A 22243-nucleotide genomic window follows, 5' to 3' on the forward strand; every position below is an offset into this window, starting at 1 on the left:
GGGCTTCGGCACCCTCCTCTACGCGCTCTTCTGGTTCATCGTCCCCCTCGGCGTAGGCGGCGTGGGCGAGACGACGACCCGCCCCCTCACCACCGTGGGCCCCGACGGCCGCCGCCGGATCCTGGCCCGCAGGCCGGAGCGCGGCCAGATCATCGCCCTGGTCGCGCTCTTCATCGGCATGGGCATCTTCATCCAGGGCTTCCAGCTGGGCCGCGCCAACACCTACATCTGGCCGCTGCTCCTCGTAGGGGCGGGCGTCGCCCTGTTCTGGCGGCAGGCGGACAACGCCCGCCGCGCCCAGTGGGTGGAGCTGAGCCGCAGCAAGCGGGTGCTGCCGCTGGCCCGGGCGGGGGCGGGGGTGGTGCTGGTGGGCGCGGGGGTGACCGGCATTCTCGTGCTCCAGGGCCAGGGCTCGGCCCAGCACCTGGGCGCCGTCCTCCAGGCCGCCCTCGCCGTGATCGTCGGCATCGCGCTGCTGGCGGGCCCGTACGTGATCCGGATGACGCAGGACCTCTCCGAGGAGCGTCTGATGCGCATCCGCGCCCAGGAGCGGGCCGAGGTCGCGGCGCACGTCCATGACTCGGTACTGCACACCCTGACCCTGATCCAGCGCAGCGCGGAGGACCCGCGCGAAGTGGCCCGGCTGGCGCGCGCGCAGGAGCGGGAGTTGCGCGCCTGGCTGTACAAGCCGGAGGGCACCGGCAAGGACGAGGCAGAGGAACCGGACACCCTCGCGGAGGCGGTCAAGGCGACGGCGGCGGAGGTCGAGGACCACCACGGCGTCCCGATCGAGGTCGTGGTGGTCGGCGACTGCCCGCTGGACGAGAGACTGGCGGCGCAGATGCAGGCCGCACGCGAGGCGATGGTGAACGCCGCCAAGTACGGTGGCGACGGCGGGGCCGTCCAGGTGTTCGCCGAAGTCGAGGGCGCGACGATCTTCCTGTCCGTACGCGACCGGGGCCCGGGCTTCGATCTGGACGCGGTACCGGACGACCGTATGGGCGTCCGCGAGTCGATCATCGGCAGAATGCAGCGGAACGGCGGCACGGCCAGGCTGAGGTCCGCGCCCGACGGGGGCACGGTAGTGGAGCTGGAGATGGAGAGGGCGGCGACGACATGACCGAGGCAACGGGCGGCGGCGGTACGGACGCGACGAACGGCACCACCGGCACGGAGGCTCGCCGGTGCCGCGTCGTCCTCGTTGACGATCACCGCATGTTCCGCACCGGCGTCCAAGCCGAGATCGGCGAGACGGCCCGTACCGGCGTCGAGGTGGTGGGCGAGGCGGCCGACGTCGACCAGGCCGTCACCGTGATCACCGCCACCCGCCCCGAGGTGGTCCTGCTCGACGTCCACCTCCCCGGCGGCGGCGGGGTCGAGGTACTGCGCCGCAGCGCCGCGCTGATGGCGGCCACGGAGCGCCCGGTGCGCTTCCTCGCCCTCTCCGTCTCGGACGCCGCCGAGGACGTCATCGGCGTGATCCGCGGTGGCGCCCGCGGTTACGTCACCAAGACGATCACCGGCACCGACCTGGTCGACGCGATCTTCCGCGTCTCCGAGGGCGACGCGGTGTTCTCCCCGCGCCTGGCCGGTTTCGTCCTCGACGCCTTCGCCTCCACCGACGCCCCGCCGGTGGACGAGGACATGGACCGCCTCACCCAGCGCGAACGCGAGGTGCTGCGCCTGATCGCGCGCGGCTACGCCTACAAGGAGATCGCCAAGCAGCTGTTCATCTCGGTGAAGACGGTGGAGAGCCACGTCTCGGCGGTCCTGCGCAAGCTCCAGCTCTCCAACCGCCACGAACTCACCCGCTGGGCCACCGCCCGCCGCCTGGTCTGACGCGCCTGGTCCGACGCAAGCGGCGGGACACCAGGGCTACTTCAGATCGGCGAGGAGGCCATCGAGGGCTCGGGTGAGGGCCTCGGAGTTGGCCGGGCCGAACCATGTGGTGCGGATGCGTTCGTTGTTCCCCTTCGGCGTTTCGTGCTCGGCCGCGAGCTGGTGCAGGGAGCGCTCGTCGTTCAGGGAGCGGCCGACACCCTGGAAGAGGCTGCGCACGTAGCGCTCCGCGGCATCGGCGGGTATGCCGTGGCCGACGGCCCACGAGGTGAGCGTGGCCAGGTACGCGTAGTGGGTGGTCTGCGCCCCCGTCAGCGCGGAGAGGACGTCGAAGGCCGCCTCGTCCGCGACGGGTTGCGCCCCGCCCAACCGCTCGAAGAGCGCGTCCACCACCGGGTGGGACGGAAACGTCACCGTGACGGAGCGGCGCTCGCTCACGGAGGGCAGGGGGATGGCCCGTACCAACACAGCGTCGGTGGCGAGTATCCGGCGCAGCTCGTCGTTGCCGACGCCGGACATCACGTTGACCACCGTCTTGTCGCCGTCCACCCGCAGGCCCGCGAGCGCTTCGTGCCGGTCCGCACGGCGTACGGCGATGATCAGCACCTCGGAGCGCTCCACCACCTGCTGGTTGTCGGCGCACACCTGTACGCCGTCGTAGCGCGCGGACAGCTCCGCGGCCGTACGGGTCCCCCGTGGGGAGAGGAATACCTCCGGCGCTTCGCCTGGTCCGTCACACAGGCCCACCACGAGAGCCCGGGCGATCTTGCCCACCCCGATGATTCCGATGCGCTTCACGGCGGCTGCCTCCCTGTCGGTGGTCACGCGGTGAGCGAGGCTCGGAGGAACGCGAGGATCTCCGCCCGCGCGGCCTCGGCCTGCGGTACGACGCCGGGCAGGCTGAGGAACGCGTGTCCCGCTTCGGGGTATTCGGTCAGCCGCGCGGGTGTCCCGGCCGCACGCAGCCGTTCGGCGTAGCGGCGGCCGTGGTCGGCCAGTGGGTCGTGGGTCGGTACCACCACGAGCGCCGGAGCCAGCCCGCCGAGGTTGTCGGCGTACAGCGGCGAGAGCGTGCGGGCGTCGGTCCCCGGCGGGACGGCGAGCCGCTGGAAGAGGCGCAGTTGCGGCACGGCGAGGGTCGGGGTGTGGGCGTGCTCGGTGAACGAGGCGTGGTCGAGCATCGTCCCGGTCACGTCGACGGCGGGGTTGACGAGCACCTGTGCCCGGAGGCGCAGCCCGGTCTCTTCGGCCCGGATCGCTGCCAGGGCGCTGATCAACGCGCCGCAGCTCTCGCCGAAGACGGCGGTCCTGGCCGGGTCGATGCCCCACTGAGCGGCGTGCCGCACCACGTGCCGGAGCACGTCCCAGCCGTCGTCGACGGCCGCCGACAGCGGGCTGTCCGGGGCGAGGAGCCGGTGCTCGACCGAGACGACGACCGCGGGCAGGTGGGCGGCGACGTGGCTGGTGACCCAGTCGCACTGCACCGCCGTGCCCACGAACCCTCCGCCGTGCACGTGGAGTACGAGGGGCAGGCCGGTCCGGTCGGCACCCTCACCGTCGCGCCCGGGCGACGGCCGGTAGACCCGAACCGGAAGGTCACGGCCGGGCAGCGCCACCTCCTGCCAACGGATCGCCGCACCGGGATCCGGATCCCCGAGGAGCGCCCGCGCGGCGCTGGATGCCCGAAAGCGGTTCTCCGCGTCGCGGTAGGCGACCAGTTCCTCCGCCGTCACCGTTAACCAGTCCGGCTCCGGCGGCCGTTGCGCGGTACTGACCTCGTTCATGTCTTCTCCTTGTCCAGAGAGTTTCGGCCCAGAGTTTCGAGACCTCAAGTATCGAGACTCCGAGTATCGATACCTACGGTAGCGGAAAGAGGTATCGTCTGGGTATGCCCTCGACCGCATCCGCCAGACCGCCCGGTCGCCCGCGCGCCGGCGTCAACGCCAAGGTCTTCGCCGCGACGCTGAGCACGGTTCACGAGCTCGGCTACGCGCGCGCCACCGTTGAGCGCATCGCTGCCGCGGCGGGCGTCGCGAAGTCGACCGTCTATCGGCGCTGGCCGTCGAAGGGCGCGCTGATCGTGGACTGCCTCCTGGACGCGTTCGGCCCGGCGCCGCTGGAGGGCGCCGATCGCGCCGAGATCATGTCCTCGGTCATCCACTGGGTCGCGCGGACGATCGGCGAGCCCGGGGTGGGTGACGCGTTCGCGGGCGTGTTCAGTGACGCCGTCAGTGACCCGGCCCTGCGCGAGATCCTGTCCGCGCGGTTGCAGGACCCGTATCGGCTCGCGCTCCAGGACGCGCTCGGCGAGCCGGAGCACCGGGTGCTTTTCTTCATCGACGTCGTGGTCGGTGTCCTGCTCCACCGGATGGGCATGACCGGTGAGCCGATGGTCGATTCCGACATCGCCGCGCTGGTCGAGATGGTTCTGCCGCACTTCGCGGAAGGCCCCGGCCCGACCTAGGCGGTGGGGAACGTTCCGGTGGGGCGGCCGCGTTGCCCCAGGGCCCACTCACGTCGCTGCCCTGGGAGCATCGTGCCCGCAACCACGCCCGCCACCCCCACCGCTGTCCCCGCGCCTCCGGTACCCCCGGCCCTGAGCACGCAGGCCGAGCGGCTGATCGAGCTGGGGGTGCACGAGATCGCCGGGTTGTCCGCCGCCGAGATCCGTACCTTCGCCGCGGCCGCCCGGCCCGTTGCGGGCGGCGAGGGTGCCCTGCTCGCCGTCCAACCGGACCGCGCCCCCGCCTCCGCCCTCGCGCCGCTGATCCACCGCGGCGACAAGCCGGGCTTCGTCGTCACCGACATGCCCGACGTCGACCTCTTCGCCCCGCTCGACACGGTCGCGTTGCCCGACGCCCCGCTCTACCTGCTCACCGGCCTCGACCGCGGGGACGAGATGGCCAACTGGAGCCCGAACGAGGCGCTTCCGGCCCTCACCGCCAAGGCCCGCACCCCGTTGCTGCTCACCGAGGGCATCCACTGGGTGATGCAGCAGCCCACCGCTCTGGAGCGCAACCACTGCTTCATGACCATCGGTTCCCGGCTGCGCAAGGCAGGCGGCGCCCTGGACTCCCGCACCCCGGCGATCTGGATCAGCAACGGCACCGGGCGGGACGGCCGCGAGCGCCGCGACGCCCCCAAGGTGGGCTGGTGCTGGGCGAACAACCGCCACACCTGGCTGGGCTTCGCCTCCGCGACGGGCCGCCTGTCCGACGTCTAGTCGGTCCCGTCGACCAGATACGCGGCGATCGCGCGCGGCAACTCCTCGCGGCACGCCTCGGCGTCGTCCGCCGCCCAGCAGACGTACCCGTCGGGCCGCAGGAGCAGCGCGCCCGCGCCCAGGTCGACTTCGGCCGGAGGCTTGGCGCGTACGAGGTCGACGCGTCCTGGGAGCCGCACGTCGTCCGGGATGAGCCCGGCCACGTCCAGCAGTACGGCGTGTCCCGGTCCGAAGAGGGCCGACAGGCGGGTCGGGCCGTCCGGGGTGGTCAGTTCGGCGTCCGGGACCCGACGCCCGGTGAGGGGGTGCGCGCCGGATACGTCGTAGTGGAGGGCCAGGCCGGAGATCAGGCCCGACAGATACCGGTTGGTGTCCGGCAGCCGCATCAGGTCGGTGAAGATGTCCCGCAGGGCCGCCACGTCCTCGCTGGGGCGCGGGTCCGCCAGCACGCGCTGTGCCGAGGTGTGGTGGAGCACCCGGGCCGCGACCGGGTGCCGTTCGGCGTGGTAGGTGTCCAGCAGCCCGGCCGGGGCGTGGCCCCGGACGGTCGCGGCGAGCTTCCAGCCCAGGTTGAACGCGTCCTGGACGCCGAGGTTCAACCCCTGGGCGCCCAGCGGCGGGTGGATGTGCGCGGCGTCCCCGGCGAACAGCACCCGGCCTTCCCGGTACCGCTCGACCTGCCGGGTCGCGTCCGAGAACCGCGAGGCGTTGTCCACCCCGCCGAGCACCGTCTCCTCGCCGTACACGGCCCGCAGCGCGGCGGCGATCTCGTCCTCGCCGACGGGGGTGTCCCGGGTGAGGTCCGTGGGGTCTTCGCGCCCGTAGGCCCCGTAGGTGAGCCGGTAGCGGTCGTCGCCGAGCGGGATGAGCATCGACCAGTAGCCGTTCGCCTGCCGCGTCAGCGTGCTGATCTGCCCCCGCTCGCGCGGCACCAGCGCGGATGCGGCCGACAGCCGGATGTCGGCGAGGACGGCCAGGTACGTCCCGGGCCGCCCCGGGAAGGGCACCCCGAGCGCCTTACGGACCCCGCTGCGTCCCCCGTCGCACGCCACCAGATACCGCGCCCGCACCGGCGGCCCGCCATCCGTCGTGGTCACGGTCACCCCATCGTCGTCCGGCTCGACGGCCGTCACGGCGGCGCCGCGCCGTACCCGCGCACCGAGCGCGGTGGCCCGCTCCTCCAGCACCTCTTCGATCTCCCACTGCGGGAGCATGACCGGGGACGGATACCGGGTGTCCCAGGGCCCGCAGTCCAGCGGCACCGGCAGCAGCGCGAAGTTCGCGCCGACGGGAGGGCCGGGGATCGCCCGGCGCCGCATCGGCTCCAGCAGCCCGCGCGACTCCAGGAGTTCGGCGGTACGGGCCTGGATCGCGCCGCCCTTCGTCTGCCGGTTGCGGCTGGTCAGCTTCTCCAGCACCAGGGTCTCCACCCCGGCCAGCGCCAGTTCGTACGCCAGCGTCAGCCCGGTCGGCCCGGCGCCCACGATCACGACGTCCGTCTCGGTCTCGTTCATCCCATGCTCCCCCTCGCTCACTGCACTCGGTATATTTCTACACCAGGTGCAGAAAGATTCCAAGTGCAGTTTGGTGAGGTAGCTTGAACGAGTGACGACGCCCGACAAGCCAGGACTGCGCGAACGCAAGAAGCAGCGCACGCGTACGGCGATCTCCGACGCCGCCATCGACCTCTTCCTCGACCGCGGCTTCGCTCATGTCTCCGTCGCCGAGATCGCCCATGCCGCCGAGGTCTCCAAGCGCACGCTCTTCGCGTACTTCCCGACCAAGGAAGACCTCGTGGTGCACCGCATGGCCGACCACGAGCAGGAAGCGGCCCGGGTCGTACGCGCCCGCCCGGCGCACACCACCCCGCTGACCGCCCTGCGCGACTACTTCCTCGACGGCCTGCGCCGCCGCGACCCGATCACCGGCCTCAACGACCACCCCGCGGTCCGCTCGCTCACCGAGCTGATCTACGGCACCCCGGCCCTGATCGACCGCATGCAGCGCTTCAAGGCGGGCGGCGAACGCGCCCTCGCCGAGGCCCTGTGCGACACCACGGAGGCGTCGGACCTCACCGCCCGCCTGGCCGCCGTCCAGATCATCGGCGTCCAGTGGGCGCTGTCCGCGGACAACTTCCAGCGCCTGGTGCAGGGTGAGACCGCCGACGGTCGTTACGAGGGCGCCGTACGCGACGCCGAGCACGCCTTCGACCTGCTGGCCAACGGCCTCGCGGCGCTTACGTAGCCGCGATCAGCTTCAGCTCGAACCACACCGTCTTCCCGATCCCGCACGCCCGCGGATGCGCGTCCCACGCGTCCGCGAGCGCCGCGATCAGCGCCAGCCCCCGCCCCGACTCGTCCTCCGCCGTCGCCTGCCGCGGCTGAGGCATCACCTCGCTCGCGTCCGACACCTCGACGCGCAGTTTCTCGTCACGCACCACGCAGCGTGCGCGGACCTCCCGACCTGGGGAAACGCGCGCATGGCGGCAGGCGTTGGTCACCAGCTCGCTGAGCAGCAGCACGGCGACCTCCGCTTGGGCCTCGGGGATCTGCCACGTACGAACCTGCTCACGCAGCAGCGTCCGCGCCCGGCCCACGCTGCGGGGGTGGCGGGGGAGCCGCCATTCGATGTCCATCGGAAGAGGGGGAGTTGGTCCATTCATGACCGGAATGCTGCTGGTCAGGCGTACTGTGCCGCAGTAACGACGTCGGTACGCTGCGTATGCGTACCGCGGGTGCCTCACGGGAGAGAGGGCGCGATGACGGTTACGGAGGGCGGTTCGCAGTCGCCGATGTCCTGGCGGTATTGCGGCAACCAGATCAAACTGTGGCGCATGCAGGCCGGGGTCAGCCGCGAGCAGCTGGGCAAAGAGGCCAACTACGAGTACGAGACCGTGAAGTCCATGGAGCAGGGGCGGCGCAAGCCTGCCCTGCGGCTGCTTCAGGTCGCGGACCAGATGTTCGGGGCGCGGGGGCTGTTGCTGGCGGGTCAGGAGTACCTGAAGCCGGATAAGTTCGCGTCGTACTCGCAGGATTTCATCCGGTACGAGGCCGAAGCGATCGTCCTCAACGGATTCGAGGCACTGGTCATCCCGGGACTGCTTCAGACGAAGGAGTACGCCGAGGCCCTGATCGGTGACCACTGTCCGCCGCTGGATGATGAAACCATCGATGCTCGGGTCGCGGCCCGGATGGAGCGTCAAGCTCTGCTGGACAAGCAGACCAGGGCGTTCAACTTCCTGATCGGCGAGGCCGCTCTGCGCTTCCCGGTCGGCGACAAGGACATGCACGTACGGCAGTTGCACCACCTGCTGGAGGCGGGCAAGCGGCGCAACGTGACGATCCAGGTCGTGCCCTTCGGGGGTACGCACCCGGGGCTTCTGGGCCCCTTCGTGTTGCTGGAGACGCCTGACCACGAGCACCTTGTGTACGAGGAGGGGCAGACCACGGGTGTGCTGTATGCCGACCCGCCGAAGGTCAGCATCATCATCCAGCGCCATGCCATGATCCTCCGGCAGGCCCTCAGCCCCGAGGCGTCGGCAGACTTCATCAGAAAGTTGGCGGAGGAGCTATGAGCAACGAGCTTGCATGGTTCAAGTCCAGCTACAGCAATAGTGAGGGCGGCAACTGCGTCGAGGTCGCGCTGTCGTGGCGTAAGTCCAGCTACAGCGACACTGGCGGCGGCAACTGCGTCGAGGTCGCCGCACCCTGGGCCAAGTCCAGCTACAGCAACAGCGAAGGCGGCGAATGCGTCGAGGTCGCCACCTGCCCCCACACCGTCCACGTCCGGGACTCAAAGCAGCTCGGCGCCGGGCCCCAACTGGCCCTCGCCCCGGACGCCTGGGCGGAGTTCATATCGTTCGCTGCCGCCACCGCCGTCAGCCCCGCTTGAGCGCGACGCCTCCGTACATCGCGACTTCCTCGTCCCGGACGCCCTCCGTGGTGTGGTCCGGGCGCCAGTGGTGGAGCAGGGTCACGCCGGGGTCGATCAGTTCCAGGCCGTCGAAGAACCGCTCGGCATCGGCCTTGCTCCTGATCTGGAGGGGGATACCGCGCTCGTTGTACTCGCGGCCGACCCCGGCGACCTCCTGGGGGGCCGTGTCGCCGGTGAAGACGGTGATGGCCAGCGCGCTGCCCGGCGCGAGTTCCGCCATCAGCCGCCGTACGAGGCCCTGCGGATCGTCCTCGTCCATGACGAAGTGGACGATCGAGATGAGGGACAGCGTGACCGGCTGCTTCAGGTCCAGCGTGTTGCCCAGTTCGTCCGCGCCGAGGATGGAGTCGAGGTCGCGGATGTCCGCGTCGATGTACTCGGTCCGTCCCTCCGCCGTGCTCGTCATCAGGTGACGGGCGTGGGTGAGGACGATGGGGTCGTTGTCGACGTACACGACCCGCGCGTCGGGGGCGATTTCCTGCGCGACCTCATGGAGGTTCGGCGGGGTCGGGATGCCGGTGCCGATGTCGAGGAACTGGCGCATGCCGTGCTCGCGCACCAGGTGGCGGACCGACCGGTGCATGAAGTGGCGCGCCTGCTTCATGGACGTCGGCAGGCTGGGCCAGGCCCGCGCCGAGGCATCGCCCGCGGCGCGGTCGGGCGCGTAGTTGGTCTTGCCACCCATGAGGTAGTCGTAGACGCGCGCGGAGTGCGGTATGTCGGTACGGAGGTCGACCGGCGGCTGGGCGAACTCCGACCTCGTTGACATCCAGTCCGTTCCTGACATCTTCCAGCGCCCCGATCGTCAATCTGCGGCAATCAGCTGACCAGTTGCGGTCATAGGTCATCGTAGGCGGCACGGAGTGTCGCGCGCCGAGACCTGTGCGCATTTATCTAAGGAACGGTGCGCGGGCACAACCCGTGCCCCCTTCTTATGGGCACTACGTGATCGACGTGCCGGAGCCGAGGATCATCAGGTTGCCGGGGTCGGGGAAGGGGACGAAACCGACCTTGGCGTAGACGTCATGGGCGTCGAGCGTGGACAGCAGCACCCGCTTGAGGTTGTAGGGCGCAAGGTGGTCACGGACCGCGGCGGCCAGCCACGTGCCCAGCCCCTTACCGCGGTGCGGGGGCGCTACGTACACATCGCAGAGCCAGGCGAACGTCGCCTGGTCCGTGACGACGCGGGCGTAGGCGACCTGGGCTCCGGCGGAGTCGTAGATGCCGAAGTTGACGGAGGCGCGCGCCGCTTGCTCGACCGTTTCGCGACTGCGGCCGAGCGCCCAGAACGCGTCGGTCGACAGCCAGTGGTGGACCAGGGCCAGGTCGATGCGGCTGGGGTCGGTGGCTATTTCGTAGCCGTCTTCTCTTCGTATGGGCATGCTCGGGATCGTAGAACCTGACATCAAGGAAGGACGGACAGCATGGCGAAGAGCGCTCTTCTGTTGATGGACGTCCAACGGTCCATCGTCGACATCGCCGAGGCCGATGCCGCATATCTCGCGCGGCTGGCCCGCGCCGCCGACGCGGCCCGGTCGGCCGGTATCCCCGTGATCTACGTCGTCATCGCCCTGCGCCCCGGCGGCCCGGACGTCAGCCCCCGCAACAAGGTGCTGAGCGCCCTCGTACGGGACGGCCTGTTCATCGAGGGGGACCCGGGTACGGAGATCCACCCCGACGTCGCGCCCCGGCCGGGCGACATCGTGGTCACCAAGAGGCGCGCCAGCGCCTTCTCGGGCAGCGACCTCGACCTGGTGCTCAGGTCCCGGGACATCGACAGCCTCGTACTCACCGGCATCGCCACCGGTGCCGTCGTGCTCACCACGCTGTGCCAAGCCGCCGACCTGGACTTCGGCCTCACTGTCCTGGCGGACGGCTGCCTGGACCCCGACTCGGATGTGCATCGATTCCTGCTGGAAAAACTCTTCCCGCGCCTGGCGGACGTCACCACCGTCGACGACTGGTGCCGGACCTTGTGACCGGCTGAGCTTCGGGCGCCGAGACCTGAGCGCTCTATGCAAGGAACGGGTGGGTTGTACAACCCACCCACCCTCCCCATGCACATAATGTGACCGGGTTGCCACGCACAGTGCTGTCGGTCTAGCGTTCGCGGCAACAAGCAAACGGCCCCGGCGGTGCGCCAACACCAATCCGGGGCCTGACCTACAAGATCGACAGGACCTCGATCTCATGGCTTCAGCCGACTTTAGCGTTGCCCCGCACGCGGCCGCACACCCGCTGGCCAGCCCCGGCTACGGCAAGCGCAGCGCACCCCGCCAATCCCCTCGTCGCGCCGACGACTTCGCACATCTGCCCAGGCGTGAGGCGGCCATCGCCGCGTACATCGACCGGTTGCCGGACGGTGCCGCGATTGACGCCAAGACGCTCGCCAAGTGCCTTCCCGACTACGGCCAGATGGCCTGTGCGACCGCCCTGCGGCGGCTGTCGGAGGCCGGTCACCTGCGGCGCGTCCGCGAACACCTCATCACGGAGGACGGGGCGCGCTGGGTGACCCGTACGTTCTTCTCGCGGGCGGCACGCGGGGAAGAGTGGTGGGAGGCGTTCGTACGCGGCGACGACGCGCCGGAGCCCCGCCCCGCCGCCGTACGCACGCCAGCCGCTCCCACCAGAACTCCCGCGTACGACGCCCTGGCGTCCCTGGGCCGTGCGGACCCCCGGATGACCCTCTCGGCCGCTGACTGTGCCCGCCTCGAACCCCGCGCCGCGGCCTGGCTGGCGCGCGACGCCGACCCCGGCCGCCTCGTCCAGGCTCTGACGTCCGGCCTGCCCGTACAGGTGCACAGCCCGGCCGCGCTGGCCCGTACCCGGCTGGAGGCCAAGCTGCCGCCGGAGCCCGTACCGGAGCCGCGTGCGGAGATCACCATCAGCCGACTCCTGGAGTGCACCGACTGCGGCCGCCCCGGCCCGCCCACGGCACTCCCCGGCGGCCTCTGCCGCCCCTGCCGGGGCGAGACGGAGCCGCTGTCGCCGGGTGGCCTTTCCCCAGCCGAAGTCCGCCGTCGTGCGGCGGCGATCCGATCCGATGTCCGTACGCACGAAGGTTGATGCCGCAGATGCTGGTTGATGAGTTCGAAGAGCTGGCCCGTGCCGCGCCGGAGACGGTCTGGCTGGAGTTCATCAACGGCAAGCTGGAGGAGAAACCCGCGCAGGACGGCAACGGCGCGGAAACCCTCAATTGGCTCGTGCGGAGCTGCCTGGAACGACGGCCTGAGCTATCCCTCTACCCCCACCGAGGGCTGAAGACCGAGGCGCGCCGCGAGGGCCGGGCACGCACCAGCGCGGTTCTTGCGCCGCGACGGCACATCGTGGGGCACGGAGAGTGGTCCGACCCGGAGGGCATGCTGATGACCGTCGAGGTCACCTCGCGCGACCGGGACTCCGATCGACGCCTGCGCTCGGAGAAGCGCGACGGCTATGCGGCCGCGGGCATCCCGGTGTATCTCCTCATCGACCGGGACGACTGCACGGTCACCGTGCACTGCGAACCGGAGGACGGGAAGTACCGCAGCCTGACGGCGCGTCCGTACGGTGCGGTGATCAAGATCCCCGACCCGGTCGGCATCACCTTGGAGACGGACAAGCTCAGAGACTACGCCTCGTGAGCCAGGCGAACGCACAGCTGCGGCGATATCGCAAGCGAGGCAGATTCGATATCATCAGGGTGTTGGTGCCCTGGAAGCTGGAGGAGGTCGGTATGGCCCGCACCGTTATTGATCTGGATGATGACCTGCTGGCCGAGGCGCAGACGGCCCTCGGCACCACCACCAAGGTGGGCACGGTCAACGCTGCCCTCCTTGAGGTGGTGAAGCGGCTGCGGAGGCAGGAGTTCTTCGACGCGATCGACAGCGGAGAGATCGACCTGACCTATGACGCTCGCAACGAGGTGGCACCCGGGTCGCCTGACCAGGCAGCCGCGTGAGCCATCGCTACCTCATCGACAAGTCTGCTCTCGCTCGAAGTGCGAGACCGGCTGTCCGGGAGACCTTGAATCCCTTGCACGAGCGCGGGCTGCTCTGTGTGACCGGAGCCGTAGAGGTCGAGATCCTGTACTCCGCCCGCAACGCGAACGAAGCCGACCGGCTGGGCCGCTGGCTGACCGGCTTCGACTACCTGCCCTGTCCCGACGAGGTCTGGGACGCCGCACTCGACATCCAGCGCCAAGCTATCGCGAAGGGAAACCATCGGGCGTTCTCGATGGCCGACCTGCTCATCGCCGCCACGGCGCAACGGCATGGCGCGACCGTCCTCCACTACGACGGCGACTATGACCAGATCGCGGCCATCACGGGCTACCCCTCGCGCTGGGTGGCGGAACCTGGGACGGCTGACTAGGACTGGTCTGTCCGGCCCCGCCGTCCGGTCAGGAAGAGTCGACCGCGGTCGGGGTCACGCGCTCAGCCCCAACTGTTCCAACACCGCGGCGACCTCGGCGCGGCCGTCCGTGTCCAGGCCGCTCAGGGGCCGGGGGAGGTTGTGGGGTGGGGTGAGGGCCAGGTGGGCGGCTGCTGCGGCTACGACGCGGAGGGAGCCGTAGCGGGCGAAGAGGTCCCACAGCGGCTGGAGGCGTTCGGACTCCGCCCGGGCGCGGGAGGCATCGCCGGACCGGGCGGCGCGGGTGAGGGTCAGGGCGGGTTCGGGGAAGGTGCCCGCGAGCACCGAATACCAGGCGTCGCACCCGGCGTTCAGCCCGGTAGCCGCGAGGGCGTCGCCGCTGACGCCCACGGTGACCGTGTCGGGCAGGAGCTGCCGTAGGTGGTGGACACGGGTCTGGGCGGCGGCGGGGTCGGCCGGGACGCCGGGGATCTTGACGGACGCCACGCGGGGCAGCGCGGCCACCCGCGCGTACAGCTCGTCGCTGAAGGTGAAGTGGGTGGTGCCGGGGTTGTCGTAGACGACGAGCGGGACGGAGAGGTGCGCCGAGACGTCCTCGTAGAGCCCGAACGCATCGTCGTCGGTGAGCCGCTGATACGACATCGGCGCCAGCAGCACCCCGGCCGCTCCCGCGTTCTGCGCGTCCTCGGCCGCCTCCAGTACGTGGCGGGTGCGCAGCGCGCCGATGCCCACGATGACCGGGGTCCCGTCGGCGTGTTGCACGGCCATGCGGGCCGCGCGGGCCCGCTCCTCGCGGGTGAGGTAGGCGTACGACCCCGTGGAGCCCAGCGCCCCGATCGAGTCGACCCCGGCGGCGGCAAGCCGCTGGACGAGGACGGCGAACGCCTTCTCGTCGATGGCGTCATCGGTGATGGGGGTGAGAGGGAAGGCGCTCAGGCCGGTGAACACAAGCCGCTCCTGTCAGTGAGAGGTGTCGCGCAGCCAGGTCAGCACCTGGTCGGCGTGCTCGTTCGGCGGGAAGACCGGATAGAAGATGTGCTCGATCGCGCCGTCGCGGATGATCAGCGTCAGCCGCTTGTAGAGCGTCAGCCCACCGGCCTCGAACGTCGGCAGGTCCAGCGCCTGGGCCAGGCTCCGCGTGGGGTCGGAGAGCATGTCGAACGGCAGGTGGAGCCGTTCGACGACCTCGCGCTGATAGCCGGTGTCCTGGCTGGACAGGCCGAACACCCGGACCGCGCCCGCGTCCAGCAGCTCCTGGTAGTGGTCGCGGAAGCCGCAGGCTTCGGGGGTACAGCCGCGGGCTCCGGGGATCGTGTCCCACCCCTCGGGCAGGTCGGTGCCCGGGCGGCCGGTGAGGGGGTAGACGTAGAGCACCGTCCGGCCCGGGCCGAGGGCGTCGAGGCGGACCGTCGCGTCGCCGGTGGTGGTGCGCAGTTCCAGGGGCGGCAGCTTCGTGCCGGGGAGGTGGGCGGTCGCGCCGTCGTCCTCGGGGACGGGCAGGTCGGCGGGCAGGCTGAGGTAGTCGTGCATCGGGGCCTCTCCTTCGTCGGACGCTTCGGCCGGTGAGACACGGCTGTTGCGGTGGGCGGCCTCCTGGAGGTGCGCGATCAGCGCCGTACGGCGGGCCGTGAGCCCCGCGATGCGCTGCGACAGCTCGTCGATCGCCTGCCGGTACGCGGCCAGCGACGCCGGGCAGTCGTCGGCGTGCCGATGGCCGACCGCCAGGCAGTCCAGGAACGGCCGGGTGCGCTCCACGGGAATCCCGAGGCCGCTGAGCGCCCGGATCTCCCGCGCGAGCCGTACGTCGTGCTCGTCGTAGTCCCGGTAGCCGTTGGCCAGCCGCCCCGGCGTCAGCAGCCCCAGCGACTCGTAGTAGCGCGCCGCTTTGGTCGTTACGCCCGCCCGGAGGGCCAGCTCACCGATCCGCATGTCTCTCACCTCGATGAACGCTAAACCTTGCCCCTGAGGGTAAGGTCAAGCTCCACGGCGCTTGACCGTGACACCGTGTGAGGCTGTGGACTGAAGACATCATGTTCACCATCGGAGATTTCGCCCGGCACGGGCGGGTGTCGGTCCGGATGCTGCGCCATTACGACGCGACCGGACTGCTGCACCCCGCCCGGGTCGACCCCGCCACCGGCTACCGGTACTACACCGCCGCCCAGCTGGCCCGTCTCAACCGCATCATCGCCCTCAAAGACCTCGGCTTCACCCTTCAGCAGGTCCGGGAGATCCTGGAGGAGAAGGTCACCACCGAGGAGCTGCGGACCATGCTGCGGGTGCGGAGGGCCGACCTGGAGGCGGCGATGACGGCCGCGGCGGCCCGGCTGGTGCGGGTCGAGGCGAGGCTCCGGTCCATCGAGAGCGAGGGACAGATGTCCTCCAACGACGTAGCGGTGAAGAGCCTGCCGAGCGTGCGCATCGCCGAACTGACCGGTGTGGCCACGGGATTCGACGCCATCGGACCGGTCATCCAGCCGCTGTACGGGGAACTGCTGCCGCGCCTGGCGGCGGCGGGCATCACACCGACCGGGCCAGGTGTCGCGTACTACGAGGACGCGCCGGACGGCGGTGTCCTCATCCACGCCGGGATCGAGGTCGCGGCCCCGGTGCAGGAGGTCGACGGGCTGCGGGTCGTGGACCTGCCGCCGGTCGACCAGGCGGCGGCGATCGTCCACCGGGGTTCGATGGAGACGGTCCTGCCGACCATCCAGACCCTGGGCCGCTGGATCGAGGCCAACGGCTACCGCTCGGCCGGATACCCGCGGGAGATCTACCTGGAGTGCCCGGACAACCGCGACGAGTGGGTGACGGAACTCCAGGAGCCGATCACGGCTGCCGTGGTCTCTCAGCCGGTGTGAGGTCTCAGCCGGTGTGACTCAGCCAGAGTGAAGGATCCGGAAGCGACCGGGTTCCGCTTCCGCCGGATCCCGGTCGACGACCTGGACGGGCGGTCCGGCCCACTGCCACACGCTGATGCCCGGCGTGCGGGAGAACCGGATCCGCCCGCGGGTGCCGTCGACCGCGACGCTCGGCCATGACGCGGCGATGCGCGCCCGGTCCGCGCCGCCGTGGGAACGCAGCACGTCGGCGAGGACGGTGACCGTGTCGTAGCCCTCGTACGCGACGAAGGAGGGCGCTCCGGCCAGCCGCTTGCGGAGCGCCGTCTCGACTCGCGCACCGAGTGGGGTGAGGCGCTCGGGCAGGTAGCGCAGGAACGGGACCGCGGCGCCGTCGTCGCCCAGTAGCGCCGTCCATTCGGCGAACTCCGGTTGCCCCGCCGGAGCGCCGATCAAGACCTCGGCGAGGCGCTGGTCGCGGCGGACGGCCGTGACGATCGGCACGGCCGGCTCCGGGTGGCCGACGAGGAGAAGCAGGGCCGTCGCGCCATGGGCGGCGAGTGCGTCGCACACGGCCGCGGGGGTGAGCGCGCTCATGTCGAGTTCGATGACGGTGCCGCCGCGTGGCGCGAGGTAGTCCCGCAGAATGCGGGTCCCGGCTGCCCAGTAGACGCTCGGCTGGGCAGCTACGGCGATGCGGCGGTGGCCCGCGCCGAGGAGGAAGTCCGCGTAGATCCGCCAGCCGCGGGACTGCGGCGGGGAGAGGCGCGCGACCCAATCCGTCGGCTGGTCGGTGAGCGCGTCGAGAACCGACGACGAGCACAGGTACGGCAGTCCGAGGGCGTCTGCCCTGGTGGCGGCGGCGCGCGCGACGACGCTGTGATACTCGCCCGCCAGGGCGGCCACGCCCAGACCGGCCAACTCGTCCACGGCCGCCGCGGCCTTCCGCGGATCGGCCGCGGTGTCCCGGACCAGCAGCTCCAGCGGTCGTCCGCCGATCCCACCGGCGTCGTTGACGTCGGATACGGCCAACTCCAGTCCGGCGAGCAGATGGTGGCCCGCCTCGATCCAGCCGGGCCGGGTGAGCGGAACGAGAGCGCCGATCTGGACGGATGAGCCGTCTTCGCGCCGTGGTGGGCGTGCCTGGGTGACCATGCCGGTCATTGCATCCACGGCCATCGCCGACGGCAAGCGATTATCCGTTCGCGCTGGGGGTCTTGAGGTGGCTTTTGAGGTTCGCCTTCTTCACCTTGTTTCCGCAGGTCGCCATGGAGCACCAACGCCGTCGCCGTCCACGGCTGGTGTCCAGGAAGAGCCCTCCGCAGGTGTGCTGCTCACAGCGCTTGATCACGCCGTCGCCCTCGCCGTCCTTGTGGTGCGCGCCGAGCGTCGCCACGGCGTCGACGGCGACGACGGCCAGCGCCGCACGGGCGGTCCAGCGGTTGAGCAGGCCTCGTCCGCCGGGTCCGGTACGTCGTCGGCGGCGACGGCGGTACCGGCCCGGTGGATGGCCTCGCGCAGTTCGCGGGCGTCCCGCAGGAGGGCGTCGGAGATCGGCATCTCCGCGCTGCCCAGCTCATTGGCGACGAGCCAGGCCCGGAGCCGGTCCGGGGTAGGGATCGATCTCGTTGCCGAGCCGGAAGGCCCGCCCGCTCACAGGATTCGGCACCGTGAGCGGTGTCCCCTGGCTCCCCGACGGCTTCGCGGACGTCTTCGACAGCACCCTCGTCCGCGGCGGCGACGTCGACCCGCGCGGCGTCGGACCGTCGGACAAGCCCCGCGACGGATACGACACCGGCACCGTGGCGGCCGAACTCGTCGCCCTCAGGCCGACGCTCGGCCACGGGCGAGGCGCAGAACGACATGCTGTGGCACTTCGCCTTCAACCGGAAGCGCGGCCTCAACGAGCAGCTCGTCCGCGGCCGCGAGCACCTCTACTACGGCGACCAGTTCCGTACGAAGGCCGCGCGGCCGCTGCCGGAGTCAGCCGTCGGCTTCTACGTCGAAACCCTCGCCCGCGACCCCGAGGCGCTGCGCGCCAGCTTCGAGTTCTACCGGGCGACGGACGACAACATCGCCCAGAACGAGCGGCGCAAGCAGCACCCGCTCCCCCTGCCCGTCCTCGGCGTCGCCGGAGCCCGCGGCCAGGGCGAACGCCTCGTGCCGTTTCTCCGCCCCTAGACCGGCCGGGCCGCGCCCGCGAAGGGCATCTGGTCGATCGGGGCCACCCGGACCGGGGCGCCGGGGCGCGGGGCGTGGATCATCAGGCCGTTGCCGATGTAGAGGCCGACATGGCTGACGCCGGAGTAGAAGAAGACCAGGTCACCGGGGGCCAGTTCGCCGCGCTCGATGCGGCGGCCCGCGTTGATCTGGGTGTAGGTGGTCCGCGGCAGGGACACCCCGGCGGCGCGCCACGCGGCCTGGGTCAGGCCCGAGCAGTCGTAGCCGTACGGCCCGGTCGCGCCCCAGACGTACGGCTTGCCGATCGCCTCGTACGCGAAGGAGATGGCGCGGGCCGCCCGGCCGCCCGTCCGGGCGGGGGCGCCGTGCCGGGGCGTCGACGCGGTACGGGCGTCCTTGGCGGTACGGGCTTCCTGGGCGGCGCGGAGGCGGTCGCGCTGGGCGCGGGTCAGCTTGGCCAGCAGCGCGTCGGCCGCGGCCAGCTTGTCCTGGACCGCGTGTTTGTGGCGGGACGCGGCGGCCTGCGCGGCGCGCAGCGTACGGAGGCGGTCGTCCGCCTTGCCCCGGACCCGGCGCAGCGACCGCTCCTCGCGGGTGATGCGCGCGATCGTCACCGCCTGGCGGTCGCCCGCGCGGTCGGCGAGCGAGGCGCGCTGGAGGTACTGGCCGGGGGAGGAGGAGAGGGCCAGCTGAAGGGCGGGGGCGACGGTGCCGGAGCGGTACTGGGCGGTGGCGAACGCGCCGAGGGCGTTGCGCGCCGTGTTGAGGCGGTCGGTGCGGCGGGTGGCCTCGTCGCGTAACCGGTGGAGGGACCGCTGCGCCTTCTCGGCCGCGGCCCGGGCGCCGTCGTACTTCTCGGTGGCCTCCTCCGCCTCCCGCTCGTACGCCTCGACCTTCGCCTTCACCTGGGCGGGCGTCAGACGGGCTCGGCGTGCCCGATGCCCGGGAGGGCGGTCGCGGAGGCGACGCCCGCGAGGGCGAGGGTCACGGCGGTGCGGAGGGTGGTGCCGGTGAGCGACGAGCGGTGCCGCTGCTTCGGCTTCGTGGGGGGCTGCGGCGCCACTGCGGCGATTCACCTTTCGTGGGGGGCGTGCTTCTTGGAGGGGAAGCTAGGCCGGTCGGCGGCGCGGCGCGCTGAGATGAACGGAGGTGGACGGAATCGTCCCCCTGTGGCGCCTGCTGATCACGGGGGCGGCGCGGGGTGGGCGGGATCGGGGCGGCTGTGACCGATGTGCCGATCAGGGTGCACCCGGGTGACTGGCGGTGATATGAGCGGGGCTAGTCTCCGGTGCCATGGACGTACTCATCAATGTGTTCGTCGGCCTGCACATCGTCGGCATCGCCGCCCTGCTGGGGGGCTTCCTCTCCCAGCTCTCGGCGATACGCGGGGACGGCGCGCGGATGACGCCGGGGATGCTGCACGGAGCGCTGACCATGCTGGTCACGGGCGCGGCGCTGGTCGGGCTGAACCAGGCGGACGATCAGACGGTCAACAACATCAAGATCGGCGTCAAGCTGGCGCTGCTGATCGTGATCCTGGGCCTGGTGTACGTGAAGCGGGACGAGGAGAAGGTGGAGCCCGCGCTCTTCGGCGTGGTCGGCGCGCTGACGACGGTGAACATCTTCATCGCCGTGCTCTGGACCTGATCCCGCCACAGCCGTTCTGTTTCCGCTGGGCCAACCCGGGGGCGGGAAGGGGCGGAATGGGGGAAATCGCACCTGTAAGCGCAACCCGACGCACTCTTCGACTGTCTTACCCGTCAAGGGCAAGCCCGGAGGGAGCGCGCAATGGGGGTAAAGGCAGGATTCGGGGCGTGGCGGGCATGGCGCCGCCGTACGGCGGTCGCCTTGGGCATGGCGGGCATGGTGGTGCCGCTGTCCGTCGCGCTCGGTGCGGGACCGGCGCAGGCGGCGACGTCGTGCACGGCGGACACCGGTCCGTATCAGAAGCAGGTCGAGAAGTTCCTCGGCCGTCCCGTCGACGGTCGGCAGTCCTCGGGGGACTGCCGCGCGACGCAGAGATTCCAGATCAACCACGGCATCAGCCCGACCATCGGCTACGCGGGCCCCGTCACCTGGGGCGTCATGAAGCTGATCAACGCGCAGAACGCGGCGGGCCGTAACCCCAACGCGGCGCGCAAGTGCCCCACCAACAAGGGCCGCATCGCCTGTGTCGACCTCTCCCGGCAGCTCAGCTGGGTGCAGGACGGTTCGCGGCTGGTGTTCGGGCCCGTTCCGGTGCGCACCGGGCGGGACAGGTACGAGACCCGCACCGGGCTGAAGAAGATCTACTGGCGGAACAAGAACCACTGGTCGACGATCTACCACGTGGCCATGCCGTACAGCCAGTTCTTCGACGGCGGCCAGGCGTTCCACTCCATCGCGGGGAGCGTATGGTCGCCGCCCGGCTCCCACGGCTGCGTCAACATGCGCTCCGGTGACGCGAAGAAGTACTGGAGCCTGTTGCGGAACGGCGACGACGTATACGTGTACGGGCGCAAGCCGGGCACGTGATCCGGCCGGTGTGAGCTGCGGCTGCCCGTGCGGGTACGGGCAGCCGCACTGCGGCTACGCGGGCCGCACGCTCCCGTAGATCGGCATCTCGGTGATCGGCGCCTTCTTCACCACATCGCCCGGCTTCGGCGCGTGGATCATCATCCCGTCGCCGATGTAGAGCCCGACGTGGCTGATGTCGTCGTAGAAGAAGACGAGATCACCGGGCTTGAGGTTGGAGGTCGAGACGCGCGTACCGGCCTTCACCTGGTCCCATGTGGTGCGCGGCAGGGAGACACCGGCGGCCTTCCACGCGGCCTGGGTGAGCCCCGAGCAGTCGTAGGAGTTGGGCCCGGTCGCGCCCCAGACGTACGGCTTGCCGAGCTGGGACTCCGCGAAGTCGATCGCCTTGGCCGCCTTGGTGCTGTTCGTGGCGGTGGACGAGCCTGCCGAGCTGCTTCCGGAACCGGAAGAGGAACCGCCGCTCGACTGCTGCTCCTGTGTCTGCTGCTTCTGCTCGGCGGCGGCCTGCCGCTGCTTTTCGGCCAGCTCGGCAGCCTTCTGCCGCGCCTCCTCGGCCTTCTTCTTCTCGATCGCCGCCAGCCGCGCCTTCTCCTTGGCGGTCAGGTTCGCCAGCAGCCGGCGGGCCTGCGCGAGCTTGTCCTGAACGGACTTCTTCTTGGTCTTCAGCTCGCGCTGGGTCTCGGTCAGCGACGCCAGACTCTTGGCGGCCTCGCGGCGCTCCTTGGCGGCCTTCGCCGCCTGCGTCTGGAAGTCATCGACGGCCCGCTTCTGCGAACCGGCCATCCGGTTCATCAGATGCGACTGGTCGAAGAGGTCCTGCGGGTCGTTGGAGAACAGCAGGCTCGCGGCGCTCGAGGTCATGCCGCCGTTGCGGTACTGGGCCGCGGCATAGGTGCCGAGCGTGCGGCGGGCCTCGTTGAGCTTCTCCGTGTTCTCGGCGACGTCGTCCATCATCCGGTTGACCTTGGTGCGCTGCTGCTCGGAGCGCTCCTTGGCGGCGTTGTAGTGCTGGGTGGCGGTTTCCGCTTGGTGGTAGAGGGCGTCCACCTTCTCCTTGACCGCCTCGATCGACTGCGTCGTGCCGGGCTTGGGGGTCGCTCGGCGCGGCGTTCGCGGTCTGGGAGAGGAGGGTGACGGAGGCGAGGGCGGCGGTGGTGAATCCGACGGCCGTACGGCGCCCGGTGGAGGAGGCGGAGGTGGGTATTCGGGTCCGCGGCTTGCGGTGCGACGCCCAAGGGAGGCGACTCCTTCCGTGGACCGCCTACCGGGTTAGCTGTCCGGGTTCGGGCCGTACGGAAGTTGCCCTACGGCCTTGTGCGGCGGACGTGGCGCGTCGTACATGCCGTACGCGTCGTAC

The 22243-nt window shown here is 70.8% G+C and carries 27 protein-coding genes, 2 pseudogenes and 1 riboswitch (1 of these 30 running past the window's edge); of the genes and pseudogenes, 16 read left to right on the forward strand and 13 right to left on the reverse strand.

The features are described from left to right. Together SSOG_RS25240 and SSOG_RS25245 are read left to right on the forward strand one after the other, a co-directional pair. A partial coding sequence (locus tag SSOG_RS25240) for a sensor histidine kinase (protein WP_063631593.1) occupies nucleotides 1-1120 on the forward strand: 1120 nt, incomplete at its 5' end. Further along, the gene (locus tag SSOG_RS25245) at nucleotides 1117-1839 is read left to right on the forward strand and encodes a LuxR C-terminal-related transcriptional regulator (RefSeq protein WP_009717083.1); all 723 of its coding nucleotides are present in this window, start codon (nucleotides 1117-1119) and stop codon (nucleotides 1837-1839) included. The genes SSOG_RS25240 and SSOG_RS25245, both read left to right, overlap by 4 nt. Before the next feature lie 36 nt (nucleotides 1840-1875). Here the strand turns inward: SSOG_RS25245 and SSOG_RS25250 are convergent, their stop codons facing one another. Further along, a complete protein-coding gene (locus SSOG_RS25250) occupies nucleotides 1876-2637 on the reverse strand; it encodes an NAD(P)-binding domain-containing protein (protein WP_039941676.1) in 762 nt (253 codons plus the stop codon). Between the two features lie 23 nt (nucleotides 2638-2660). After that, nucleotides 2661-3623 (reverse strand): alpha/beta hydrolase, encoded by a 963-nt coding sequence (locus tag SSOG_RS25255; protein WP_039938652.1) that lies wholly within the window; start codon nucleotides 3621-3623, stop codon nucleotides 2661-2663. Nucleotides 3624-3727: 104 nt separating this feature from the next. Here SSOG_RS25255 and SSOG_RS25260 point away from each other — a divergent pair, with 104 nt between their 5' ends. Both SSOG_RS25260 and SSOG_RS25265 read left to right on the forward strand, forming a co-directional pair. Beyond that, nucleotides 3728-4303 carry a TetR/AcrR family transcriptional regulator gene (locus SSOG_RS25260; protein ID WP_039938654.1) on the forward strand — a complete coding sequence of 192 codons (576 nt, stop codon included), beginning with the start codon at nucleotides 3728-3730 and terminating at the stop codon, nucleotides 4301-4303. A 72-nt stretch (nucleotides 4304-4375) separates the two neighbouring features. Beyond that, nucleotides 4376-5062, forward strand: coding sequence for a DUF5701 family protein (locus SSOG_RS25265; RefSeq protein WP_009717087.1), 687 nt, complete (start codon nucleotides 4376-4378; stop codon nucleotides 5060-5062). On the opposite strand, the gene SSOG_RS25270 is transcribed toward SSOG_RS25265, so the two are convergent. Beyond that, on the reverse strand, nucleotides 5059-6576 hold the full coding sequence (locus SSOG_RS25270; RefSeq protein ID WP_009717088.1) for an FAD-dependent oxidoreductase: 1518 nt from the start codon (nucleotides 6574-6576) through the stop codon (nucleotides 5059-5061). The two genes, SSOG_RS25265 and SSOG_RS25270, sit on opposite strands and share 4 nt — an antisense overlap. A gap of 91 nt (nucleotides 6577-6667) precedes the next feature. On the opposite strand from SSOG_RS25270, the gene SSOG_RS25275 reads away from it, so the two are divergent. Further along, entirely contained in the window at nucleotides 6668-7306 is a 639-nt protein-coding gene (locus SSOG_RS25275; protein WP_009717089.1) for a TetR/AcrR family transcriptional regulator, read from the forward strand. Here SSOG_RS25275 and SSOG_RS25280 read toward each other — a convergent pair. Beyond that, nucleotides 7299-7724, reverse strand: a complete 426-nt coding sequence (locus SSOG_RS25280; RefSeq protein WP_009717091.1) for an ATP-binding protein — start codon at nucleotides 7722-7724, stop codon at nucleotides 7299-7301. The two genes, SSOG_RS25275 and SSOG_RS25280, sit on opposite strands and share 8 nt — an antisense overlap. A 96-nt stretch (nucleotides 7725-7820) precedes the next feature. On the opposite strand from SSOG_RS25280, the gene SSOG_RS25285 reads away from it, so the two are divergent. Together SSOG_RS25285 and SSOG_RS25290 are read left to right on the forward strand one after the other, a co-directional pair. Then, nucleotides 7821-8636 carry a helix-turn-helix domain-containing protein gene (locus SSOG_RS25285; protein WP_050799959.1) on the forward strand — a complete coding sequence of 272 codons (816 nt, stop codon included), beginning with the start codon at nucleotides 7821-7823 and terminating at the stop codon, nucleotides 8634-8636. Continuing rightward, nucleotides 8633-8953, forward strand: a complete 321-nt coding sequence (locus SSOG_RS25290) for a DUF397 domain-containing protein (RefSeq protein WP_009717092.1) — start codon at nucleotides 8633-8635, stop codon at nucleotides 8951-8953. Before SSOG_RS25285 ends, SSOG_RS25290 begins: the two co-directional genes overlap by 4 nt. Here the strand turns inward: SSOG_RS25290 and SSOG_RS25295 are convergent. Together SSOG_RS25295 and SSOG_RS25300 are read right to left on the reverse strand one after the other, a co-directional pair. Continuing rightward, on the reverse strand, nucleotides 8940-9782 hold the full coding sequence (locus tag SSOG_RS25295) for an SAM-dependent methyltransferase (RefSeq protein ID WP_009717093.1): 843 nt from the start codon (nucleotides 9780-9782) through the stop codon (nucleotides 8940-8942). The genes SSOG_RS25290 and SSOG_RS25295 overlap by 14 nt on opposite strands. A gap of 154 nt (nucleotides 9783-9936) precedes the next feature. Next, nucleotides 9937-10377 carry a GNAT family N-acetyltransferase gene (locus tag SSOG_RS25300; RefSeq protein WP_009717094.1) on the reverse strand — a complete coding sequence of 147 codons (441 nt, stop codon included), beginning with the start codon at nucleotides 10375-10377 and terminating at the stop codon, nucleotides 9937-9939. Between the two features lie 42 nt (nucleotides 10378-10419). Here SSOG_RS25300 and SSOG_RS25305 point away from each other — a divergent pair, with 42 nt between their 5' ends. The 5 genes from SSOG_RS25305 (at nucleotide 10420) to SSOG_RS25325 (ending at nucleotide 13348) form a co-directional block, all read left to right on the forward strand. After that, nucleotides 10420-10974 carry a cysteine hydrolase family protein gene (locus SSOG_RS25305; RefSeq protein WP_009717095.1) on the forward strand — a complete coding sequence of 185 codons (555 nt, stop codon included), beginning with the start codon at nucleotides 10420-10422 and terminating at the stop codon, nucleotides 10972-10974. A 211-nt stretch (nucleotides 10975-11185) separates the two neighbouring features. Beyond that, nucleotides 11186-12061, forward strand: a complete 876-nt coding sequence (locus tag SSOG_RS25310) for a hypothetical protein (protein ID WP_009717096.1) — start codon at nucleotides 11186-11188, stop codon at nucleotides 12059-12061. After that, the gene (locus SSOG_RS25315; RefSeq protein WP_009717097.1) at nucleotides 12061-12618 is read left to right on the forward strand and encodes a Uma2 family endonuclease; all 558 of its coding nucleotides are present in this window, start codon (nucleotides 12061-12063) and stop codon (nucleotides 12616-12618) included. Before SSOG_RS25310 ends, SSOG_RS25315 begins: the two co-directional genes overlap by 1 nt. Further along, entirely contained in the window at nucleotides 12615-12935 is a 321-nt protein-coding gene (locus SSOG_RS25320; RefSeq protein WP_009717098.1) for a type II toxin-antitoxin system VapB family antitoxin, read from the forward strand. The genes SSOG_RS25315 and SSOG_RS25320 overlap by 4 nt, the downstream gene beginning before the upstream one ends. Further along, a complete protein-coding gene (locus tag SSOG_RS25325) occupies nucleotides 12932-13348 on the forward strand; it encodes a PIN domain nuclease (RefSeq protein ID WP_009717099.1) in 417 nt (138 codons plus the stop codon). The genes SSOG_RS25320 and SSOG_RS25325 overlap by 4 nt, the downstream gene beginning before the upstream one ends. A 54-nt stretch (nucleotides 13349-13402) precedes the next feature. Here SSOG_RS25325 and SSOG_RS25330 read toward each other — a convergent pair whose 3' ends face one another. Further along, nucleotides 13403-14296, reverse strand: coding sequence for a dihydrodipicolinate synthase family protein (locus SSOG_RS25330; RefSeq protein ID WP_009717100.1), 894 nt, complete (start codon nucleotides 14294-14296; stop codon nucleotides 13403-13405). Nucleotides 14297-14308: 12 nt separating this feature from the next. Further along, on the reverse strand, nucleotides 14309-15277 hold the full coding sequence (locus tag SSOG_RS25335) for a redoxin family protein (RefSeq protein WP_039938661.1): 969 nt from the start codon (nucleotides 15275-15277) through the stop codon (nucleotides 14309-14311). A 101-nt stretch (nucleotides 15278-15378) separates the two neighbouring features. Here SSOG_RS25335 and SSOG_RS25340 point away from each other — a divergent pair, with 101 nt between their 5' ends. Beyond that, the gene (locus SSOG_RS25340) at nucleotides 15379-16209 is read left to right on the forward strand and encodes a MerR family transcriptional regulator (protein WP_009717102.1); all 831 of its coding nucleotides are present in this window, start codon (nucleotides 15379-15381) and stop codon (nucleotides 16207-16209) included. 18 nt (nucleotides 16210-16227) lie between these two features. On the opposite strand, the gene SSOG_RS25345 is transcribed toward SSOG_RS25340, so the two are convergent. Genes SSOG_RS25345 through SSOG_RS58510 form a run of 3 tightly spaced genes read right to left on the reverse strand, consistent with a single transcriptional unit; the run spans nucleotide 16228 to nucleotide 17808 of the window. Beyond that, nucleotides 16228-17352, reverse strand: a complete 1125-nt coding sequence (locus tag SSOG_RS25345; protein ID WP_086015808.1) for an ABC transporter substrate-binding protein — start codon at nucleotides 17350-17352, stop codon at nucleotides 16228-16230. Nucleotides 17353-17383: 31 nt separating this feature from the next. Further along, nucleotides 17384-17584, reverse strand: coding sequence for a CGNR zinc finger domain-containing protein (locus tag SSOG_RS25350; RefSeq protein ID WP_009717104.1), 201 nt, complete (start codon nucleotides 17582-17584; stop codon nucleotides 17384-17386). Beyond that, on the reverse strand, nucleotides 17536-17808 hold the full coding sequence (locus tag SSOG_RS58510; protein ID WP_078510394.1) for an ABATE domain-containing protein: 273 nt from the start codon (nucleotides 17806-17808) through the stop codon (nucleotides 17536-17538). Before SSOG_RS58510 ends, SSOG_RS25350 begins: the two co-directional genes overlap by 49 nt. A gap of 243 nt (nucleotides 17809-18051) precedes the next feature. Here SSOG_RS58510 and SSOG_RS54910 point away from each other — a divergent pair, with 243 nt between their 5' ends. After that, entirely contained in the window at nucleotides 18052-18369 is a 318-nt protein-coding gene (locus SSOG_RS54910; protein ID WP_050799960.1) for a hypothetical protein, read from the forward strand. Here SSOG_RS54910 and SSOG_RS25360 read toward each other — a convergent pair. Then, nucleotides 18366-19441, reverse strand: a pseudogene (locus SSOG_RS25360) (C40 family peptidase). The gene SSOG_RS54910 and the pseudogene SSOG_RS25360 overlap by 4 nt on opposite strands. 221 nt (nucleotides 19442-19662) lie before the next feature. On the opposite strand from SSOG_RS25360, the gene SSOG_RS25365 reads away from it, so the two are divergent. Together SSOG_RS25365 and SSOG_RS25370 are read left to right on the forward strand one after the other, a co-directional pair. Then, complete coding sequence (locus SSOG_RS25365) at nucleotides 19663-20016, forward strand: hypothetical protein (protein ID WP_009717107.1); 354 nt, start codon at nucleotides 19663-19665, stop codon at nucleotides 20014-20016. A 141-nt stretch (nucleotides 20017-20157) separates the two neighbouring features. Beyond that, a complete protein-coding gene (locus tag SSOG_RS25370; protein ID WP_009717108.1) occupies nucleotides 20158-20883 on the forward strand; it encodes a L,D-transpeptidase family protein in 726 nt (241 codons plus the stop codon). A gap of 54 nt (nucleotides 20884-20937) precedes the next feature. Here the strand turns inward: SSOG_RS25370 and SSOG_RS25375 are convergent. Continuing rightward, nucleotides 20938-22090, reverse strand: a pseudogene (locus SSOG_RS25375) (C40 family peptidase). Between the two features lie 39 nt (nucleotides 22091-22129). Then, nucleotides 22130-22243, reverse strand: a riboswitch (cyclic di-AMP (ydaO/yuaA leader); it runs 210 nt beyond the window's last position.

It is taken from the genome of Streptomyces himastatinicus ATCC 53653 (assembly GCF_000158915.1).
GTDB classification, from domain to species: domain Bacteria; phylum Actinomycetota; class Actinomycetes; order Streptomycetales; family Streptomycetaceae; genus Streptomyces; species Streptomyces himastatinicus.

Excerpts from the sequence above, each read along its gene's own strand:
- SSOG_RS25245 (WP_009717083.1), top strand. The coding sequence starts at position 1,117 with ATGACCGAGGCAACGGGCGGCGGCGGTACGGACGCGACGAACGGCACC.
- SSOG_RS25255 (WP_039938652.1), bottom strand. The coding sequence starts at position 3,623 with ATGAACGAGGTCAGTACCGCGCAACGGCCGCCGGAGCCGGACTGGTTA.
- SSOG_RS25260 (WP_039938654.1), top strand. The coding sequence starts at position 3,728 with ATGCCCTCGACCGCATCCGCCAGACCGCCCGGTCGCCCGCGCGCCGGC.
- SSOG_RS25270 (WP_009717088.1), bottom strand. The coding sequence starts at position 6,576 with ATGAACGAGACCGAGACGGACGTCGTGATCGTGGGCGCCGGGCCGACC.
- SSOG_RS25280 (WP_009717091.1), bottom strand. The coding sequence starts at position 7,724 with ATGAATGGACCAACTCCCCCTCTTCCGATGGACATCGAATGGCGGCTC.
- SSOG_RS25285 (WP_050799959.1), top strand. The coding sequence starts at position 7,821 with ATGACGGTTACGGAGGGCGGTTCGCAGTCGCCGATGTCCTGGCGGTAT.
- SSOG_RS25290 (WP_009717092.1), top strand. The coding sequence starts at position 8,633 with ATGAGCAACGAGCTTGCATGGTTCAAGTCCAGCTACAGCAATAGTGAG.
- SSOG_RS25295 (WP_009717093.1), bottom strand. The coding sequence starts at position 9,782 with ATGTCAGGAACGGACTGGATGTCAACGAGGTCGGAGTTCGCCCAGCCG.
- SSOG_RS25300 (WP_009717094.1), bottom strand. The coding sequence starts at position 10,377 with ATGCCCATACGAAGAGAAGACGGCTACGAAATAGCCACCGACCCCAGC.
- SSOG_RS25305 (WP_009717095.1), top strand. The coding sequence starts at position 10,420 with ATGGCGAAGAGCGCTCTTCTGTTGATGGACGTCCAACGGTCCATCGTC.
- SSOG_RS25310 (WP_009717096.1), top strand. The coding sequence starts at position 11,186 with ATGGCTTCAGCCGACTTTAGCGTTGCCCCGCACGCGGCCGCACACCCG.
- SSOG_RS25315 (WP_009717097.1), top strand. The coding sequence starts at position 12,061 with ATGCCGCAGATGCTGGTTGATGAGTTCGAAGAGCTGGCCCGTGCCGCG.
- SSOG_RS25335 (WP_039938661.1), bottom strand. The coding sequence starts at position 15,277 with ATGCGGATCGGTGAGCTGGCCCTCCGGGCGGGCGTAACGACCAAAGCG.
- SSOG_RS25340 (WP_009717102.1), top strand. The coding sequence starts at position 15,379 with ATGTTCACCATCGGAGATTTCGCCCGGCACGGGCGGGTGTCGGTCCGG.
- SSOG_RS25345 (WP_086015808.1), bottom strand. The coding sequence starts at position 17,352 with ATGACCGGCATGGTCACCCAGGCACGCCCACCACGGCGCGAAGACGGC.
- SSOG_RS54910 (WP_050799960.1), top strand. The coding sequence starts at position 18,052 with ATGCTGTGGCACTTCGCCTTCAACCGGAAGCGCGGCCTCAACGAGCAG.
- SSOG_RS25365 (WP_009717107.1), top strand. The coding sequence starts at position 19,663 with ATGGACGTACTCATCAATGTGTTCGTCGGCCTGCACATCGTCGGCATC.
- SSOG_RS25370 (WP_009717108.1), top strand. The coding sequence starts at position 20,158 with ATGGGGGTAAAGGCAGGATTCGGGGCGTGGCGGGCATGGCGCCGCCGT.